The organism is Vibrio vulnificus NBRC 15645 = ATCC 27562 (genome assembly GCF_002224265.1).
GTDB lineage: Bacteria > Pseudomonadota > Gammaproteobacteria > Enterobacterales > Vibrionaceae > Vibrio > Vibrio vulnificus.
This window is the reverse complement of sequence record NZ_CP012882.1, coordinates 220,922-239,415: the sequence shown is the minus strand read 5'-3', so window position 1 is coordinate 239,415 and position 18,494 is coordinate 220,922. Positions and strand designations below refer to the sequence as shown.

The 18,494-nt window shown below is 49.1% G+C and carries 11 protein-coding genes; 8 read left to right on the top strand and 3 right to left on the bottom strand.

Annotated elements, in window-relative coordinates; all coding sequences use genetic code 11:
• The first annotated feature begins 132 nt into the window (after positions 1 to 132).
• Both fdhF and AOT11_RS16850 read left to right on the top strand, forming a co-directional pair.
• Complete coding sequence (fdhF, locus tag AOT11_RS16855) at positions 133 to 4,332, top strand: formate dehydrogenase subunit alpha (RefSeq protein ID WP_017421825.1); 4,200 nt, start codon at positions 133 to 135, stop codon at positions 4,330 to 4,332.
• A gap of 167 nt (positions 4,333 to 4,499) precedes the next feature.
• Positions 4,500 to 6,980 carry a beta-mannosidase gene (locus AOT11_RS16850; protein ID WP_172840617.1) on the top strand — a complete coding sequence of 827 codons (2,481 nt, stop codon included), beginning with the start codon at positions 4,500 to 4,502 and terminating at the stop codon, positions 6,978 to 6,980.
• A gap of 72 nt (positions 6,981 to 7,052) precedes the next feature.
• Here the strand turns inward: AOT11_RS16850 and malI are convergent, their stop codons facing one another.
• Entirely contained in the window at positions 7,053 to 8,075 is a 1,023-nt protein-coding gene (gene malI, locus AOT11_RS16845) for a Mal regulon transcriptional regulator MalI (protein ID WP_017421827.1), read from the bottom strand.
• Positions 8,076 to 8,312: 237 nt separating this feature from the next.
• On the opposite strand from malI, the gene malX reads away from it, so the two are divergent.
• The 3 genes from malX to manA all read left to right on the top strand — a co-directional run bounded on the left by malX (position 8,313) and on the right by manA (position 12,349).
• Positions 8,313 to 9,884, top strand: a complete 1,572-nt coding sequence (malX, locus tag AOT11_RS16840) for a maltose/glucose-specific PTS transporter subunit IIBC (protein ID WP_017421828.1) — start codon at positions 8,313 to 8,315, stop codon at positions 9,882 to 9,884.
• A gap of 79 nt (positions 9,885 to 9,963) precedes the next feature.
• A complete protein-coding gene (locus AOT11_RS16835) occupies positions 9,964 to 11,151 on the top strand; it encodes a MalY/PatB family protein (protein WP_017421829.1) in 1,188 nt (395 codons plus the stop codon).
• Positions 11,152 to 11,161: 10 nt separating this feature from the next.
• Positions 11,162 to 12,349, top strand: a complete 1,188-nt coding sequence (gene manA, locus AOT11_RS16830; RefSeq protein WP_017421830.1) for a mannose-6-phosphate isomerase, class I — start codon at positions 11,162 to 11,164, stop codon at positions 12,347 to 12,349.
• A gap of 105 nt (positions 12,350 to 12,454) precedes the next feature.
• Here manA and xapA read toward each other — a convergent pair whose 3' ends face one another.
• On the bottom strand, positions 12,455 to 13,285 hold the full coding sequence (gene xapA / locus AOT11_RS16825) for a xanthosine phosphorylase (RefSeq protein ID WP_017421831.1): 831 nt from the start codon (positions 13,283 to 13,285) through the stop codon (positions 12,455 to 12,457).
• Between the two features lie 113 nt (positions 13,286 to 13,398).
• Here xapA and AOT11_RS16820 point away from each other — a divergent pair, with 113 nt between their 5' ends.
• Positions 13,399 to 14,343 carry a LysR family transcriptional regulator gene (locus tag AOT11_RS16820; RefSeq protein WP_017421833.1) on the top strand — a complete coding sequence of 315 codons (945 nt, stop codon included), beginning with the start codon at positions 13,399 to 13,401 and terminating at the stop codon, positions 14,341 to 14,343.
• Between the two features lie 21 nt (positions 14,344 to 14,364).
• Here AOT11_RS16820 and AOT11_RS16815 read toward each other — a convergent pair whose 3' ends face one another.
• On the bottom strand, positions 14,365 to 16,512 hold the full coding sequence (locus AOT11_RS16815; RefSeq protein ID WP_017421834.1) for a M9 family metallopeptidase: 2,148 nt from the start codon (positions 16,510 to 16,512) through the stop codon (positions 14,365 to 14,367).
• Between the two features lie 404 nt (positions 16,513 to 16,916).
• On the opposite strand from AOT11_RS16815, the gene AOT11_RS16810 reads away from it, so the two are divergent.
• Both AOT11_RS16810 and AOT11_RS16800 read left to right on the top strand, forming a co-directional pair.
• Complete coding sequence (locus tag AOT11_RS16810; RefSeq protein WP_223848367.1) at positions 16,917 to 17,294, top strand: SirB2 family protein; 378 nt, start codon at positions 16,917 to 16,919, stop codon at positions 17,292 to 17,294.
• 290 nt (positions 17,295 to 17,584) lie between these two features.
• Positions 17,585 to 18,427 (top strand): hypothetical protein, encoded by an 843-nt coding sequence (locus AOT11_RS16800; protein ID WP_017421837.1) that lies wholly within the window; start codon positions 17,585 to 17,587, stop codon positions 18,425 to 18,427.
• The last annotated feature ends 67 nt before the right edge of the window (positions 18,428 to 18,494 follow it).

Genomic DNA, 18,494 nt, shown 5'->3' with positions numbered 1-18,494 from the left:
AAATTTACTAGGGTTAAAAATGATAACAATTGAAGTAGCTCAACGAGGCTGGAAAGTGGCCTCGTTTAAAGTAACGACGTTACTTTTTTGCTGCCAAAGTCCGGTGAAACATCCCGGCCTAAGGGGTAACGTATGATCCAAATTGTCATAGACGGTAAATACCGTATCGTTGAGGCGGGGCAAACCGTTCTGCAAGCCGCCAAAGTGTGTGGGGTTGAGATTCCGTCTCTGTGTGGCATGAATCGTTCCGGTGAGAAGATTCCATGCGATTTGTGTGTTGTTGAGGTTGAAAGTGGCGGCCCCCGCCGAGCTTGTGAGCTTGAAGTCTACAACGGCCTAACGGTAAAAACGCAATCCGAAGCGTTGTCTGCGCATCGTAAACAAGCGCTCAACCGAATCATGAGTGACCACTATGCCGACTGCGAAGCGCCGTGCAAAACCGCGTGTCCTGCGGGCGTGGACATTCAATCCTATCTTTACCATATTGCGCAAAACGACCATCAAAAAGCGATTGAAGTGATCAAACGTACGCTGCCGATGCCTTTATCGATTGGCCGCGTTTGTCCTGCGTTTTGTGAATCCGAATGTCGCCGCTCGCTGGTGGATGATGCGATTGCCATCCGCCAACTGAAACGCCACGCCGCGGACGCCGACCTTGCTGCGCAAGAAGCCTACACGCCCGAGAAAAAAGCGGACAAAAACAAACGTGTTGCGATTGTGGGCAGTGGCCCGGGTGGTTTAACTGCGGGCTATTACCTCACCAATGAAGGCTACCAGGTGGATGTGTTTGAAGCGATGCCACAAGCGGGTGGTTGGCTGCGTTATGGCATTCCCGAGTATCGCCTACCTAAGAGCATTCTCGATAAAGAGATCGAGTTGATGTGTCGCAACGGTATGACGATTCATACCGACAAAAAACTGGGTCGAGACATCAGTTTGTCGCAGTTAAGCCAAGACTATGATGCGGTGTGTTTGGCGGTAGGCGCTTCAAAAGCGGTGGCGATGGATTACCCGGGTAGCGATCTTGATGGTTGTTATTTGGGGGTGGATTATCTGAAAGATTTCGTCACCGAGCAGCGTTTTATCACAGGCAAAAAAGTGGCGGTGATCGGAGGTGGTAACACGGCGATCGACTGCGCACGGACGGCAGTGAGGACGGGGGCGGATACCACGTTGATCTATCGTCGCACTCGCGATGAAATGCCCGCAGAAGATTACGAAATCGAAGAAGCAGAGCATGAAGGCGTCAAGTTTCACTTCCTGACCAATCCTGCAGAGAACATCGCCGACGAACAAGGGCGAGTGTGCTCGGTGAAGCTGGAAAAAATGGCGCTGGGTGCGCCCGATGCTTCTGGCCGCCGTCGACCTGAAGCGACGGGTGAGTATTTCACCGAAGCCTTTGATACCGTGATCGCTGCGGTTTCTCAGCAAGCCGATTTGAGCTTTATGCAAGGGGAAGCGTTAACGCTACCTCTGACTCGTTGGAATACCGCTGATGCAAATCCAGAAACCATGCACAGTGGCACTGGCAATATCTTCAGTATTGGCGATTTTCGCCGTGGCCCAGCCACCGCCGTTGAAGCGGTGGCGGATGGGCGCATCGCTGCGCAGGCCATTGATCGTTTCTTCGATGGCGACATGGAAAATATTCCCCTTAAGCCCTTCAATTCTCGTAAAGAGCAGAAGTTGAAACAGGTCGACCCGCTTCATTTTTCTCACCTGCAAAAAGTGGCGCGTACCATCATGCCTGAGCTGACCTCTCAGCAGCGCGAGCAAAGCTTTGAAGAAGTCGAGTTGGGTTTTGATAACGCCGAAGCGATGGCGGAAGCGGCACGCTGTTTAGAATGTGGTTGCCAAGTCAACACGTCGTGTGACCTGCGCGATTACGCCACTGAGTATGGCGCGGAACAACACTTCCACTATTCGGTGGACATCAAAAGCCATGATGAGTGGCAAGCACTGCGTCAAAACGACCCACGTCATAAATACCCGATCGACCACAGCTCTGAGTTTATTGTCTTTGATGCTAACCGCTGCATTAGTTGCGGTCAGTGCATTCAAGCTTGCCGTGAACAGTCGGTGCAAGGTGTACTGAGTTTCATGAACCTTGAAAAAGGCCGCCCTGTGGTGCGTCCGGATTGCCGTCCGAACTTCGGTGGTCAGGGAGTGATGATGGGCGACTCACGCTGCGTGCAATGTGGTGCCTGTGTGCAAGCGTGCCCTGTGGGGGCGATGACTGATGGACGCGATCGCTCGCAAGGCCGAGAAACGCTCTTGAAGAAAGTGGACACCATTTGTACCTATTGTGGGGTCGGTTGTAAGTTGACCATGCATGTTGACGAAGCCGCCAACCAAATTCGCTATGTCGAAGGGGCGCATTCACCAGTCAACGAAGGCATGTTGTGTGTCAAAGGGCGCTATGGTTTCGATTTTGTCGCCAGTGAAGAGCGGCTCACTACGCCGCTGATCCGTAAAGATGGTTGGTTGCAGCCGGCCAGCTGGCAAGAAGCCATCCGATTAATTGCGGATAAGTTCAGCACCATCAAGCAAGATTTCGGTGGCCGCGCATTGGCAGGATTCTCATCGGCGAAAACCACCAATGAAGATAACTACGCCTTCCAGAAATTCATGCGTCGTGAACTGGGTACCAACAACGTCGATCACTGCGCAAGGCTTTGTCATGCATCGACCGTTACGGGGTTGGAAGCGTCGCTGGGCAGTGGCGCGATGACCAACGACATTCCAAGCATTAAGCACTCGGATGTCATCTTCATCATTGGTTCGGACACCTCGGCGGCGCATCCGGTGATTGCGTCTCACATCAAACAAGCGGTTCGTCATCATGGCGCGCGTTTGATCGTGGCGGACCCCAAACGCATCGGTATGGCGGACCACGCAGAGCTCTATTTGGCGCATCGCCCCGGCACGGATGTGATGTTAATTAATGGCGTGATGCAGCAAATCATCAAAAACGGCTGGTACGATATGGAGTACATCGAAGAACGTGTCGATGGCTTTGATACCATGCTGCAAGAGGTGATGTCGCCGGCCTATTCTCTCGACAAAGTCGAACTGGTGACGGGCGTAAAAGCCGACGATATTTTTGCCATGGCCCGGATGATCGGTACCGCGAAGCGCACCGCCGTCTACTACTCAATGGGCATCACCCAGCACACCACGGGGCATGACAACGTTCGCTCTATCGCCAATCTTCAATTGCTGTGTGGCAACATTGGTATCGAGGGTGGGGGCATCAACCCATTGCGCGGGCAGTCTAACGTGCAGGGCGCGTGTGATATGGGCGCGTTGCCGAACAACTACCCGGGCTATCAAAAAGTGTATAACCCATTGGTGCGCGAGAAATTTGTCATTGAATGGGATGCCCCTCATCTCTCTGCGGAGCCGGGATTGACCTTAACTGAAATCATCGATGGAGCGTGTCGCTGTGATGTGCGGGCGCTTTATGTGATGGGCGAAAACCCAGTATTGAGCGACCCTAATCAGGCGCATGTGATTGAAGGATTGGAGGCGCTGGATTTCTTGGTGGTGCAAGACATCTTCCTCACGGAAACCGCACAATACGCCGATGTGGTCTTGCCTTCTTGCTCGTTTGCTGAAAAATCGGGTCACTTTACCAATACGGAGCGCCGCGTTCAGCGCATTTCTCCTGCGGTGAATCCGCCTGGTGAAGCAAAAGAAGATTGGCGAATCATTCAAGAGATCGCCAATGCGATGGGCAGTGATTGGCATTATCGTTCGGTGGCAGACATCACCAACGAAATTACCCGCGTGACGCCGCAATACGCAGGGCTAAAATGGGAAAATATCACGCCAGAGGGCGTTCAGTGGCCGAGCAACAAAAACAACCCTGCTGGTACGCGCATCATGCACCAAACGCAGTTTACCCGTGGTAAAGGCCAGATGGAGGCGATCCCGTTTCGCTATGCCGCAGAACTGCCTGATGAAGAGTACCCACTGGTGCTGACCACAGGGCGTGTTCTTGAGCAGTTCCACACCGGTACCATGACGCGCAAAACGCAGGGTTTGAACAATCTTGCGGGGCCACGAGCGATGATCAGCGTGCAAGATGCCGAGGCACTCGGCATTGGCAATGGCGACATGCTGAAAGTCTCAACCCGTCGCGGTGAAATTGAAATCGCGGCGTTTGTCACTAAGCGTATGCAAGCGGGCGTGGTGTTCATTCCGTTCCACTTTGTTGAGTCGCCAGTGAATCGACTCACCACCACGGCGACCGATCCTCATGCGAAGATCCCAGAGTTCAAAGTGGCGGCGGTACGCATTGAGAAACTGCACACTGCGCTGGTGGAGTAAGCCACGACTAACTCGCAACTCCCTATACTTAATGGCTCACCCAGTGTGAGCCTTTTTAATTTCTTGAAGTGCGCCGCAATTTATCAGTCGTTAACAATGCCATGAAAAAATCAGGGATATTCGCCACTAAACTGAGCAAAGCCGATAACAACACAATAGGTTTTCTTATGCCCTCGCATTCTACATCTGCTTCCCATTGCTTACATTCTGCCGAAATAAACTTAAATGGTGAGTGGCGACTCACTTCTCCTCAGCGCCCCGACATTTGCGTGCCCATGCCCATTCCTGGTGATAACGTCTCCGCACTTTTGCAAGCGGGCATCATCGACGACCCTTATTGGGGTGAAAACGAAAAACAAGCGCAATGGATCGCCGAGGTTGATTGGCACATTGAACGCTCGCTTTGGCTTGATGAATCTCTCCTTCAGGCCCAAGCCATATGGATGAGCCTCACGCGTGTTGATACCTTGATGACGCTGTTTATTAACGAACACAAAGTGCTTGAATGCAGCAACATGTTTGCGCGTCATCAAGTCGATATTCGCCCCTTTTTGCAGCGAGGGGAAAACCAAGTACGCGCAGAATTTCGCCGAGTAGACGAAGAGGCGAATCAGCGTGCCAAAGCACTGCCTTTTGTGATTCCTTCTGCGATGGGCAACAATCAACTGCCGCACATGAACTTAATCCGCAAAACCCAATGCCATTCGGGCTGGGATTGGGGTATCTGCTTGATGGTGTCTGGTATTTACGACGACATAGAGCTGCAAGTGGTCAATCACACTTGGCTGAAATCATTCACTACTGAGCAGCAATGGCATGAGGATGGCAGTGTCAAGGTGTTGCTGAGTGCCGACATCGAAACGACGTTGCCGACGTCACTTCAGTTCCGTTTAGCAGAGCAAGAGCAGCGGGTAGAAGTGACTAAAACGGGCGTTGTTGTGTGCGAGTTTGAGATCGAAAAACCGCAATTATGGTGGCCAAATGGCTATGGCGAACAGCCACTTTATACCGCTTCCGTGCGTTGTGAGGAACAGCATCTCTGCCGACGGATTGGCCTACGTCAACTGTCGCTGAATACACAACAAGACGATATTGGTTCAGCAATGGAGTTTGTCGTCAATGGCGTGCCGATTTTTGCCAAAGGGGCGAACTGGATCCCCGTCGATGCGATGCCATCTCGAGAAACACCGGCGCGCTATCGCCAGCGCTTACAAAGTGCGGTGGATGCCAATATGAACATGATTCGCGTGTGGGGCGGTGGGCAATACGAAAGCGATGTTTTCTACCGTTTTTGTGATGAGCTTGGTTTGCTGGTGTGGCAAGACATGATGTTTGCGTGCTCACTTTACCCCAGTCACGATGCCTTCTTGGCCGAGGTCTCCCAAGAACTGGCGTATCAAATTCCAAGGTTACGTGAACACCCGAGCGTTGCGCTTTGGTGCGGTGATAACGAAGTCATTGGCGCGATTGGTTGGTACGACGAATCGCGACAAAACAAAGTGAAATACACGGTCAATTACGATCGCCTCAATCGCCATATTGAAAAAACCATTGCCGGTATTGATGGCAGCCGAGCTTTTTGGCCAAGCTCCCCCTGTAACGGTGAACTCGATTTTGGTGACGCGTGGCACGACGACAACAAAGGCGACATGCACTTTTGGGATGTGTGGCATTCCGGCAAACCGTTTACGGCTTACCAAAGCGTTAACCCCCGTTTTTGCTCGGAATTTGGTTTTCAGTCTTGGCCTTCTTTGGCGGAAGTCAAAAGCTTTGTACCAGAGGAGGATTGGAACATCACCTCGCCTACTTTTGAAGTGCACCAAAAGAACCCAAGAGGCAATAGCATCATCACCGAGATGTTCACGCGTTACTTCCGTTTCCCAACGAGTTTTGAACAGATGCTCTATCTCAGCCAAGTGCAGCAGTCGATGGCAATAAAAACCGCCAGCGAACATTGGCGCGCCATCTCGCCAGTTTGTCGAGGCATTCTTTACTGGCAACTCAACGACAACTGGCCAGTGAGCTCGTGGTCGAGTCTGGAATACAGTGGCCGCTGGAAACAGCTTCACTACCAAGCGAAACGCTTCTTCGCGCCAGTGCATCTGATCTTCTCTCAGCCCCAAACGTCGCAGAATGAAGCGCGCGGCGCAGCGTTGAACTTGCATTTGCTTAACGACACCCGCCAAGCCTGTGAAGTGAGCGGACGGGTCAGTTGGATCAATTGGCAAGGTGAGGTAGAGCAAAGTTGGTGTTTTACGCAAAGTGCGGGCGCAGATAGCAATCAAGTGGTGTGGCAACATGAGCTGAATTTAGCGCACCTCAAGCACGGATTCTTTTACGTTGAAGCCAGTGTGAATGGCGATACCATTACGGCCTTATCTCCACTCAATAACACATGGTTCTCCACTCACGAGCTCAAGAACTTGCCTATGGCCAAAGCAGACATTGAGGTGACGATTGAAGGTAATCACATCACCTTGATCGCAGACAAACCGGCCTTTTATGTCCATTTAGAATGCGATACCGAGGGGCGATTCAGTGATTCCAGCATCACGTTACTGGCAAACCAAGCCGTGACCATTGAGTTTCTCGGAGAAGACACAGAGGCCATGGCCAACACCCTCAAGGTGCATCATTTGATGCAGTAAAACGATCAAGATAAGGATACAAAACACCAGCCACGAACATGGCTGGTGTTTTTGTCTTCAAACTCTGAATTATTACGCGGATTCTCGAACGATCAGCTTGGGTGGCAGAATCAAACTGTATGGTTCACTGTCTTCTTGTTTTAACTGATTAATCAGCCGTTTGGCGGCTTGCCTACCCATTTCGCGAGCATTGGAGTTAATGAAAGTCAGAGAAGGTTCTGTGAGTTCGGCTTCCTCGACGTCGTCAAAGCCGATGACAGAAACTTGTTCGCCAATGAATTGATCTTTTCCAATGGATCGCCCGGCTCGATGAATGCCGTAGACTGCCCCTAATGCGGTTGAAGAGTGATGGCATAGAATGGCAGTGACATGAGGATGTTCAATGAGTAATTGCTGAACCGCTTGCGCAGCAGCTGCTTGGCTTTTGCCGCACTCAACAACCCACTCGGGCTTAAAAGGGAGACCAAACTGCATCAGTGTTGAACAGTAGCCACCGATGCGCTCAGCGCGACATAATGAGCTGATCGTTCCGCCCACATAGGCAATTCGACGGTGTCCATTCTTGATAAGGTGCTCAGTTGCCAACTTGGCAGCATACATGTTGTCCGGCCCAACATAGTCGATTTGTTTGTCAACCGATGCTCGTGAGATACAAACCATCGGAAGGCTATGCTGTTTCAGATTCTCGACATTAAATTGCTGACTCTCGCCTATTGGGCAAAAAGCAATGCCACCCACACCTTGGCGCGCCATGGTGAGTACACATTTCTCAAACTTCTCTTGGCTATCGCCACTTTGAGCGAGGAACAGCATGTAGCCTTGCTGCTCTATCTCTTCGCTGAGTCCTGCTGCGACTTCAGCATAGTAAGGATCACTGATGTCTTTTAAGATCAGTCCGATGATTTCGCTGGTATTAGATCTAAGGTTTGCCGCCGCGCGATTGCGGATATAACCCAGTTCTTCTACCGCCGCATTCACCCTTTCGATGGTATCAGGTGAAATTCGGCCTTTATTCCCGAGTACCATCGAAACCGTGGTAACAGAGACATCAGCGTGTTTAGCGACTTCTGTAATGGTCACTTTTTTTAACGACATAGATTCACTTTATGGATTAGAAAAACGTTTTATCACCAAACTTTAACCTCATTAGCCGTATTTTAAAAGCCCTACGCCGAACATGGAAAAACTTGTTTAACTTGATCACAGATATGTTGGTAAAACGTTTTATCAATTTTTTTAGCGGCGTATATTGAGCGCATAACAAAAACACGTTATGCACAACGCAAGTGATGTGCATGAACCCTACAAGTTCTCAAATCCCGGAGACGTACTATGTCTAATCCAACCAAATCAACAATGTGGGAGTTCTTGCAAAGCCTCGGCAAGACCTTCATGTTACCTGTCGCACTGCTCGCCTTTTCAGGTATTCTGCTTGGTGTCGGCAGCTCATTTTCTAGCGCTGCGATCAAAGAAGCGATCCCCCTTTTAGACAACACCTTGTTGCAATACCTCTTTATGTGGATGACCAAAATTGGTCTGGTCGCTTTCATCTATTTGCCAGTGATGTTTGCTGTCGCTATTCCGCTCGGCTTGGCTCGTGAAGAAAAAGGTGTGGCGGGTTTTGCCGGTTTTGTTGGCTACGCAGCCTTTAATTTGGCGATTAACTTCTTTCTCACTGTGGCTGGCGTGTTGGATAGCCAAGCTGAGCGCGCGGCGTATGGCGTGAAAAGCATCATTGGTATTGAATCTATTGATACCGGTATTCTTGGCGCAGTGATCGTTGGTGTCATTGTTGCCAAGCTGCATCAACGCTTTTACACCTTCAAAATGCCAGATGCACTTGCCTTCTTTGGTGGTGCGCGCTTTGTTCCCATTATCTCTGCTATCGTATTGGGTGTGGTGGGTGTTTTTATTCCTTTCGTTTGGCCTTACTTCGCTGCAGGTATCAATGGCATCGGTCACGTGATTGAAGGTGCGGGTGATTTTGGCCCAATGCTGTTTGGTACTGGTGAGCGTTTGCTGCTGCCCATTGGCTTGCACCATATTCTCGTTGCACTGATCCGTTTCACGGAAGCAGGCGGCACAATGGAAGTGTGTGGACAAACCGTGTCCGGAGCGTTGAACATTTTCTATTCTGAGCTTTCTTGCCCTGAAGTGACTAACTTCACACCAGAAGTGACGGCGTTCTTGTCTCAAGGAAAAATGCCGACCTTCTTAGGTGGCCTTCCGGGCGCGGCACTTGCAATGTATCACTGTGCTCGTCCAGAAAACCGCTCAAAAATCAAAGCGCTGCTCATTTCTGGTGTGGTGGCTTGTGTGGTGGGTGGGATCACCGAACCGCTAGAATTCTTATTCCTGTTTGTTGCGCCAGCACTTTACCTCGTGCATGCCGTTTTGACGGGCGTAGGCTTTATGGTGATGGGCATGTTGGATGTCACCATAGGAAACACCGATGGCAACCTTATTGACTTCCTCGTCTTTGGTATTTTGCAAGGTACAGCGACGAAATGGTACTTGGTGCCTGTCGTGGCGGGGATTTGGTTTGTGGTTTACTACTCAGTATTTAAGTTTGCGATCACAAGGTTCAACCTTAAAACACCTGGTCGTGAAGTGGATACTGCGGAAGTAGACAAAGAGCTAGAAGCCGCATTCATCAATGAATCTGGTAAAGGTGCGGCAGTTTTGGCGGCGTTAGGTGGAAAAGAAAACATCACCGCGTTAGACAACTGTATTACTCGTTTACGCATGTCAGTGAAAGACATGAGCTTGGTTGATGATGCGAAGTTGAAAGCGAATGGCGCATTGGGTGTCGTGAAGCTTGATGAACACAACTTACAAGTGGTGATTGGCACACAAGTTCACCTAGTGAAAAATGAGATGCAAGCCATCATGTCTGCGAGTTAATTCTCACCTTTCTTGATGCTCCCCCTTGGCACCGCCTTTACCCCCGGGTGCTGAGGGGCTCTAACCTTGGACTTTTCATATGAATCAGAATGTTGACTTTGATACGCCGATTGATCGCACAGGTACCTACTGTACGCAATGGGATTATGTTCAAGACAGATTTGGTAAGTCTGGCTTGCTGCCCTTTACCATTTCAGATATGGATTTTGCAGCGCCAGATGTGGTTTTGAAAGCGTTGAAACAACGATTGGAACATCCCGTACTGGGCTATAGCCGTTGGAATCACGATGATTTTAAATCGGCGATCAGCCATTGGTATCAGACTCGATTTAATTGTTCGATTGATCAAGAGCAACTGGTTTATGGCCCTTCGGTTATCTACATTATCTCCAAGTTGATAGAGTTGTGGACGACCCCTGGTCAAGGTGTGGTGTTCCACACCCCAGCTTACGATGCATTTGACAACATGATTGAGGGGCAAGCGAGACAGTGTGTACGCACTCCTCTCATCAAGCAACGAAATCGCTTTGAGATTGATTGGCAAGATTTGGAAAGCAAGTTAGCTGATGCGAATAATAGGGTGCTTTTACTGTGCAGCCCTCACAATCCAACAGGACGAGTTTGGAGCCAAGAAGAACTCCAACGCATAGCCGATCTCTGTGACAAACATGATGTTAAGGTGATTTCTGATGAGATCCACATGGACGTTAGCTTCCAATGTCATACCCCTTATGTTGGCTTTGGGCGGCAGCCGTGGGCGGTGGTCACTTCCGCCTCGAAGTCTTTTAATATTCCCGCGCTAAACGGGGCTTACGCGCTGATTTCCGAACAATCAACTCGTGAGCAGTATTTACACAAACTGAAAGCGGTGGATGGGCTTTCTTCTCCTTCCATACTTGGCGTGTTAGCGACGATGGCGGCTTACCGTGAAGGTGAGGTGTGGCTTGACGCATTGAAGGATTATGTCCGAGCCAATCATCAGTTTGTCCGAGACTCTCTCGAACAGGCCTTTCCAGAGGTCCACTACGTCATCCCTGAGGCCACCTACCTTGCTTGGATCGACCTCTCTCCACTCAATCTCGATATGGTGAAGTTGAATCGAGAGCTGATTGACCACTTTAACGTCGCCATTATGTCTGGGGACGTGTATGGCGAGGTGGGGAAGGGCTATTTGAGGCTCAACCTAGGCTGTCCTCGCTCGAAAGTCGAGTTGGGAGTGAAGTCGTTGAGCGGTGCGATTAAGTTGTTACGCGAGTCTGACGTTTGAGGTATCTAAGATGTCACTGCTAAAGCTGGATAATGTGATTCAAAATTATGCGTGGGGAAGCAAAGAGTCGATTTCAAAACTGTTTGGTATTGAAAACACCCATGCTCAGCCACAAGCTGAAATCTGGATGGGTGCGCATCCGAATGGCTGTTCACGAGTGGCCGCGACGGGGGAGTTGCTGTCGGATGTCATTGCCAAAGATAGAAAAAATATGTTTGGTGACTACACAGTGATGAGATTTGGTGAGCTGCCGTATTTATTCAAAGTGCTTGCTGCTGACTCCCCCCTTTCTATTCAGGTGCATCCGAGTAAGCGAAAAGCGGAAGTGGGATTTGCGCGCGAAAATGAACAGGGGATCGCGTTAAATGCGCCTCATCGTAATTACAAAGATGCCAACCACAAGCCAGAACTGGTTTATGCATTAACGTTCTATCGAGCGATGAACGGATTTCGCCCGATAGAACAGACGCTCTCGTTGTTTCGCCATTTGGCGATCTGCAGCCTAGAGAAAGAGCTGAACGCCCTTGAAGCCCAACCAAACCCAAATGGCCTGCGCACCTTCTTCAGTTCGATTATGTCACTTTGTGAGGAACGTCAGCACCAAGCGTTGTTGGAACTGGACCTCGCATTGGCACGAGGCCCCAAAACCGCATTAGAAAGAGAAGTGCTCAGCTATGTCGCGGATTTTAAGGTACATTACCCCAACGATATTGGTTTGCTGTCACCGCTATTCCTCAATACTGTTGAGTTAGAACCGGGCGAAGCGATGTTCCTGCAAGCGGAAACGCCCCATGCTTATGTCCAAGGGACGGCGCTAGAGATCATGGCAAACTCGGACAATGTTCTGAGAGCTGGGTTAACGCCAAAGCACATCGATGTTGCAGAATTAGTGGAAAATACCTCGTTCCATATTACGCCACCAGAGCAGATAAAACTCGCCCCCATCCACAAGGAGAATAAACTCAGCTATCCGATTCCTGTCGATGATTTTGGTTTTGATATTTTGTACTCGAATCAAGACACTCAACAGCAGTTTGTGCGAGGTGCGGAGATCGTTTTTTGTGTTGAAGGTTGTGTGGCGGTGACGGTAGCAGAAACGAGTATCACACTCAAAGCTGGGGAGTCAGTCTTCATCACCAATGACTCTAAAGTCTACCAATATCAGGGTGACGGAATGTTAGCGCGGGCTTATAACTAGCAACGATTGAGATAGGAGAAAATGGTCTGTTGCGAGCTTTCTCTGCATCCCCAGAACGGGTTACGGTTCTGGGGCTCTTAGATTGTTTTATCCGCTTATATCGAACTAGAGCGAAAAATGGCTCTTAATAAACGCTTTAATCAGTTTAATGAAATCCGCTTCGGCCAGTTTTGCGCAGGCGAGGGTTTGAGCGTGAGAGAGAGTAACGTCGCTGAGCCCTTCTGCCATGTTGGTGATGGCGCACAAGGCCAATACGGGTAAGCCGCAGTGAGCGGCTGAAATGACCTCAGGAACCACCGACATGCCCACCACATCACCACCGATGATTTGCATCATGCGAATTTCCGCGGCGGTTTCAAAGTTTGGTCCAGTGTATGAGACAAAGACCCCTTGATTGAGAAGAATGCCTTCGGCCTCGGCGACGGTCAGTGCTTCGCTGCGCAGCGATTTATCGTAGGCATTGGCAAGGCTGAAAAATCTTGGCCCGTAGGTGTCGTCGTTGGGGCCCGTCATCGGGGATTCTGGCATGGTGTTGATGTGATCGCTAAAGACCACCAAGGAGCCCACATCGATGCGTTCGGGACGCAGTGAACCCGCGGCATTGGTGACCAGAAGAAATTCACAACCTAAGCGCTTAAAGGTGCGCACAGGGTTGGTCATCACTTTCATGGTTTGATGTTCGTAGTAATGGCCTCGGCCTTTCATGCAGATGACATCGATACCGAACAGTTTGCCCAGAACCAACTCGCCACTGTGCCCCTCAACCGTGCTAACCGGAAAACCCTCCAGTTCTTGATACGGTATAACAATTTTGTCATCGAGTTCATCAGCAATCACGCCAAGGCCAGAGCCGAGAATAAAGGCGACTTTAGGTTGGTAATTGGGTTTGTAGCTGTAAATGGTTTCAAGCGCTTGGTTGACTGGATCAAATGTCATGGTGTTTCCTCTTTCTTGTTATCTGATGAACACTTTAGCGCAAATGTTGTATGGCAAAAATCGCTTAAAATGGCATGATTGTGCTGAATAATGGCACAAAGTGAGGTGGGTAAGTGGAAGAAAGGATCACGCTTAAAATGTTGCGTTACTTTGATAAAGTGGCGCAGTTGGGGCAGTTTAGTCGGGCGGCGGAGCAGCTCAATATCACCAAGTCTCCTTTAAGTGCACAAATCAAAGAGTTGGAAGAGGTGTTGGGCACGGCGCTGTTTGAGAGAAACACGCGGAATGTACAACTGACTAAGGCAGGCGAGCAGTTGCAGGCAGAATGCATCACTTTGTTTACGCAGTTTGAGCGCTCGATTCATCGGGTAAAGCAGTGCGCGCGCGAAGAGAAGCAGCAACTCGATATCGGATTGATGAGTTCGATCTTCTGGGCGGGTTTTGGCCCCGCCTTTCATGCACTGCAACAGCTTATGCCGCATGCCACGCTGAACTTACTTGAGATCTCTCCTGAGAAGCAGGTTCGCCAGTTGTTGATGCACCAAATTGATCTGGGACTGGTGCGTTTTGCCGATACCCGTGATGTGGCGCCACTCATGAGTGAGTGTCTCTACCAAGAATTCATGGTGGTGGCATTACCCAATGAGCACCCATTAGCGCAACGAGGGCAGTTAACGCTAAGTGACTTAAAATCGGCCGATTTTGTGATGCTAAAGCAAGAGAATTCTTCGTCCACGCGTCTAATTGTTGAGTACTGCGCCAAGGCTGGTTATCGGCCTAACATCGTGCAAGAAGTGGTGGAGCCTAATACGCTTTTGGCGGTGATTTCGGCGCGTCAGGCCGTGTCGATTGTGCCGCAGAGTTATGCCAATTTATCTTGGCCTCAAGTTCGTTTTATTCCATTAAAACAACGCATTCCTGCAGGTGTTTATGCGCTTTATCATCCTGAGACTCAGAGCAACATCAAGCGGATGATTGATGAGCTCAAGCAAGCGATAGAAAAGAGAGAGAAACAGTCGGAGAGAGAGCCGGGGAGAATGAACCGCCAGCCTCAGTGAGGCGGTGGCGGTTCGGATCACTTACTGCGCTTGCGCGGTGACGTGCACATCGAACGCTTCACGCCCGCTGATGCTCAGATAGTAACGTCCGGCTTTCACATAGCCATCGGATTCTTTTTCAATCTGGATACTTTCGTTGCTGCCTTGGGTAAAGTTTGTCCATTGATAGTCATGGTAATGGCACACTTTATCAAAGCAGGCATAAAGATCAGCATCGCCGCTACCTTGGATCGTCAACGTAAGTTCGCGTGTGTTGGCGGCAACATCGACAAAGAAAAGCTTCTCAGAAAATTGCGCGCCACTGACGGAAAATGGTGTATTGATCGCCAATTCTTGCGGTTTTTCTTCTTTGCTTGGCGGCGTCACGGTGTCATCAATATCTTTAGTGACGTCGTCTAACCACAGCGAAAACTCGTTGGCGTAAATCGGGCCAATTTGATCAAGGTAGTCGACCCACTGTTTGTATTCACCAAGACGAGAATGCTGAAGCAATTGTTCCACAGCTTCAGGGTGTTTTTCGAATAAGAAGCGTACGCCCAAATAACCCCAACGATAAATGCGGTTCACTCCATCGTTGTAACTGGTGGCAAACACCTCTGGTAGGGTGTGGGTTTTCTCTTTACCCAACACCAATGCAGCGTGATAGCCTTCTTTGTAGTACATGTATTCGGCGAAGCCTTCGAGCCACCAAACAATGTGGCCTTCACGCATCGTTGTATGGAAGTCCCCATACTGGTTGAAGCGGCCATCTAAGTAATGCACGTATTCATGTTCGAGATTCAGAATCGAAAAATCGTCATCCCAGCCGTTTTGATAGGCAACGAATCGGGGAACGTTGTTGGCTTGGGAGGGATCGCGTTCGAGAAACTGGCCACCGTTGTTGGTGGTGTTGCCAAATAAAAACGAAGAGTAGGTGCTGTAGTCGTCTTTCGTTTTGAAAACGATGACATCGACTTTATCGCTATTGTCGTCGGGGACGGGTTGTTGATTGGTTTTTGCGACGGTGTGGAAATCGACTTCTTTGTCATTCAGCGTACGACACACTTGTTCTGCTTGGCCGAGTGTCATAGTTTGCGCCAGAATTTGTGCTGGGCCTTGGCAATCGTAGCTAAAGGTCATGATACGTTGGCGAAGGCGCTCTTTGGCATCTTGCAGACCAAGTTCCGCTGCGCGCTCTGGCGCATAAGCATTGACCATCTCCGCAATGCCGACCCAGACGCGATCCGATTGCCCGCCAAGAGGAAATTGTTGAAGCAGCGCCGCCAAAGTTTGCGTCATTTTCTCTTTTAGCTTGTCATCATCGGTTTTGATTAAGCGCGCCAACTCTCTCGCAGCATTGCCAATGAGAAACTCGCTGTCGGTGCCTAGCGCCCATTGGTTTTGGCTAACAAAAGTCGACAAGGTATCGATATAACGGTGATCATTGGCTAAGAGTTGATAAAAACCATCACTCTGTGAGTGGCCTGCCATCGCAACGAAAATGTTATTGATGGCTTTGCGGTAGTAGTAGTTTTCCGTCAAACGCTGCTCAAATTGGTTAAGTAGAGCAAAAACATCGTTTGCTGCAACATGCAACTGACGCACACTGTCGACGATGATCAACATCGATCCCAATGCTTTCATCTGTTCGTCGCCCATTTCAAGTGCATGGGTATTACGTAGGAAGATAGCTGATGTTGTTGCGATATTCTGGCTTAACTCTGTGCTAAATGGAGCTAATTTTCTCGCATACGTATCGTGACGGTTTTTATAGGCAGCTTTGATGAACTCTGCCAAATAGTAAATATGCTTGGCAGTTTTTTCTTCGCCTTGATATTGATTAACGGTCTCTAATAACGCCTCATTAACCAGTGTTAAGTTTTTCTCAGAGAATAAGGCATCAGCTTCGATTTGACTGGCGCTAAACCATGAACTCATGCAATCGTAATCGGCATTCGCGATTTGAGATGCAAAGCTTGATGTGTCAGCGATAAGCTGAGTTGCTGCGCATTGGCCGGATTTGGTAAAACGATCATCCGGATTGGTCGTCGGCGTATCGGGCTTATCAGGTTGTACGGTTGGAGAAGAGGAACTACCACCAGAGTCGCCACCACAACCACTCAAGCCTAAAATAATGGCTAGAGCGAGGATGGATCGCTTATTTTGTTGTAATGTCATTATAATATCCATAAATAAAGTCCGCGCGAACTATATCTATAGGGCCATTACAAATTAAATTATTTATATTGATGACCCAATAAGCAGATTTTATTTATCTTTATTTGTTTATTTTTGATGAAAAATATCTAGCTTGATTTTTAACTTATATTTAAACTTCTTGACTCTGTATTTGATTCTTTATTTTATCTTAGAACCCAGATGGCAAGGCTCTCGTCGAGTTTGGAAGTGGGGATCATGGCGATACCGAGAAGCAGACGATGGCAGCCTGCGAAGTTGATTGAAAGGTGAGCTGTAAATGCCTTTTGTTTTACAAATTAAACATTTTGGCATCATTTGATTCACATCAAGGCGCGGCTTGAAAAGAGCAATTACTTTAAACATCCGTTTGAAAATGAAATCAATTAGGGATGATGATGTATTTACTTCTGCTTAAAGCGCATATTGGATTGATCGTATTAAGTTTTTTCAGCTTTGCCCTGAGAGCCTATTGGGGGTTCAAAGCGTCGACTTGGCTTATGAAAGAATGGCCTTTGAAGGTGCATAAAGTCATTACTTTGGTGATGTTGATCTCCGCTATCGCCCTGTGCCTAACGATCAGCCAGTATCCCTTTGCCGATACTTGGCTAACAGAAAAATTGCTATTGCTGGTGGCTTATGTGGGGTTTGCGCAGTTGGCGTTTAAACCTCAGCTCAATCGCCAACTGCGCATGGTGTTTACCTCGGTGACGTGTATTTTATTTGTGATGATTTTCTACATCGCAAAAACACATATGCCAATCCTTCTCAGCTAACACTGCGCTTTAGCCAACGTACCGAGTTCAGCGAATGTGCCGAACTCGGCTGCGCCACAACACAAACGCGGTGATGAGTTGAAGGTAAAATTAAGTAGCGTATTCCAAGCCGGTTTGCAGCAAACACTTCAAGCAAGCAATGGAATGCAAACTGGGCCGCAGTTTGCTTCAACTTGCCAGTCATCTAGGCGAATCTCCTTTAGATTAGTAGGGCGTGCTACGCTTAATAGCATTAATCATAAATTTAGAATTAAGTGGCTGGTTTTTCTCAATTGAAAGAGTAGAGCAAAATGATGCGGTTGTTGCTGATTTTATTATTGTTTTCTAGCCAGAGTTTTGCACTTGTTCTGCCCGTCGTGGTTGAAGAGAAGGTGCTGAAAGATTACCTAGCTTTCGTCAATGATCGAGACCCGCTTACGATCGACGATTTTACTGGCCCCAAAGCCCGGCGCAGTACGGTAGAAATTGTGTTGCTTCAACAAGCGTTTATGTTGGGTGGGGTGCCCGTCACATTAGAGTTTCATACCGCCCCGGTGGCTGAACGTATTCGCCGTATGTCGATGCTGCCCGATTATGCCATGGCAGCGAACACCATTTGGGATTCCGCAGTGGGTGGGGATGGCGATCGTTTATGGGTCAGTGATGCGGTGATTCGCCAAGGGGAGTTTGAAGCGGGCCTGTATACCGTTAGCACCCGCGAGGATCTGCTCAACGAGCAGCAGCCCATTCATATTGATCAGCTCTCTGCCGTCAGTAGTTCACAATGGGTGAGCGATTGGAACACTTTAAAAGCTTTGCCGCTGAGTAACTTACTCAATGTGGCCGATTGGGGCAATATGGTTGATATGGTGGGCCGCCACCGAGTCGATTTCCTGCTGGCGCCATTTCAGGTGTCTGATGATCTCTCGTTTACCACCCGAGGTTTTCAGTTTTACCCTATTCCGAAAGTGAAAATTGGCTTAACAGGTTCGCGTCATTTCATTCTCTCTCGACAATTCCCTGAAAGCGAAAAACTGGCTCAAGCGCTCAATCAAGGCATCGCGATCCTTAGACAAAAGGGGACCATTGAGCGGGCGTTGATCGAATGTGGCTTTATCAACACCAAAGTCTCGAGCTGGAGCAAAATAAACTGAACACAGTTCTTTGCTGCATGACCTATTAGAGAGAACCGAATCAATCATAGAAAGAACGATTGATTCA

Excerpts from the sequence above, each read along its gene's own strand:
- AOT11_RS16810 (WP_223848367.1), top strand. The coding sequence starts at position 16,917 with ATGTATTTACTTCTGCTTAAAGCGCATATTGGATTGATCGTATTAAGT.
- AOT11_RS16815 (WP_017421834.1), bottom strand. The coding sequence starts at position 16,512 with ATGGATATTATAATGACATTACAACAAAATAAGCGATCCATCCTCGCT.
- AOT11_RS16850 (WP_172840617.1), top strand. The coding sequence starts at position 4,500 with ATGCCCTCGCATTCTACATCTGCTTCCCATTGCTTACATTCTGCCGAA.
- AOT11_RS16800 (WP_017421837.1), top strand. The coding sequence starts at position 17,585 with ATGATGCGGTTGTTGCTGATTTTATTATTGTTTTCTAGCCAGAGTTTT.
- malI (WP_017421827.1), bottom strand. The coding sequence starts at position 8,075 with ATGTCGTTAAAAAAAGTGACCATTACAGAAGTCGCTAAACACGCTGAT.
- xapA (WP_017421831.1), bottom strand. The coding sequence starts at position 13,285 with ATGACATTTGATCCAGTCAACCAAGCGCTTGAAACCATTTACAGCTAC.
- fdhF (WP_017421825.1), top strand. The coding sequence starts at position 133 with ATGATCCAAATTGTCATAGACGGTAAATACCGTATCGTTGAGGCGGGG.
- manA (WP_017421830.1), top strand. The coding sequence starts at position 11,162 with ATGTCACTGCTAAAGCTGGATAATGTGATTCAAAATTATGCGTGGGGA.
- AOT11_RS16835 (WP_017421829.1), top strand. The coding sequence starts at position 9,964 with ATGAATCAGAATGTTGACTTTGATACGCCGATTGATCGCACAGGTACC.
- malX (WP_017421828.1), top strand. The coding sequence starts at position 8,313 with ATGTCTAATCCAACCAAATCAACAATGTGGGAGTTCTTGCAAAGCCTC.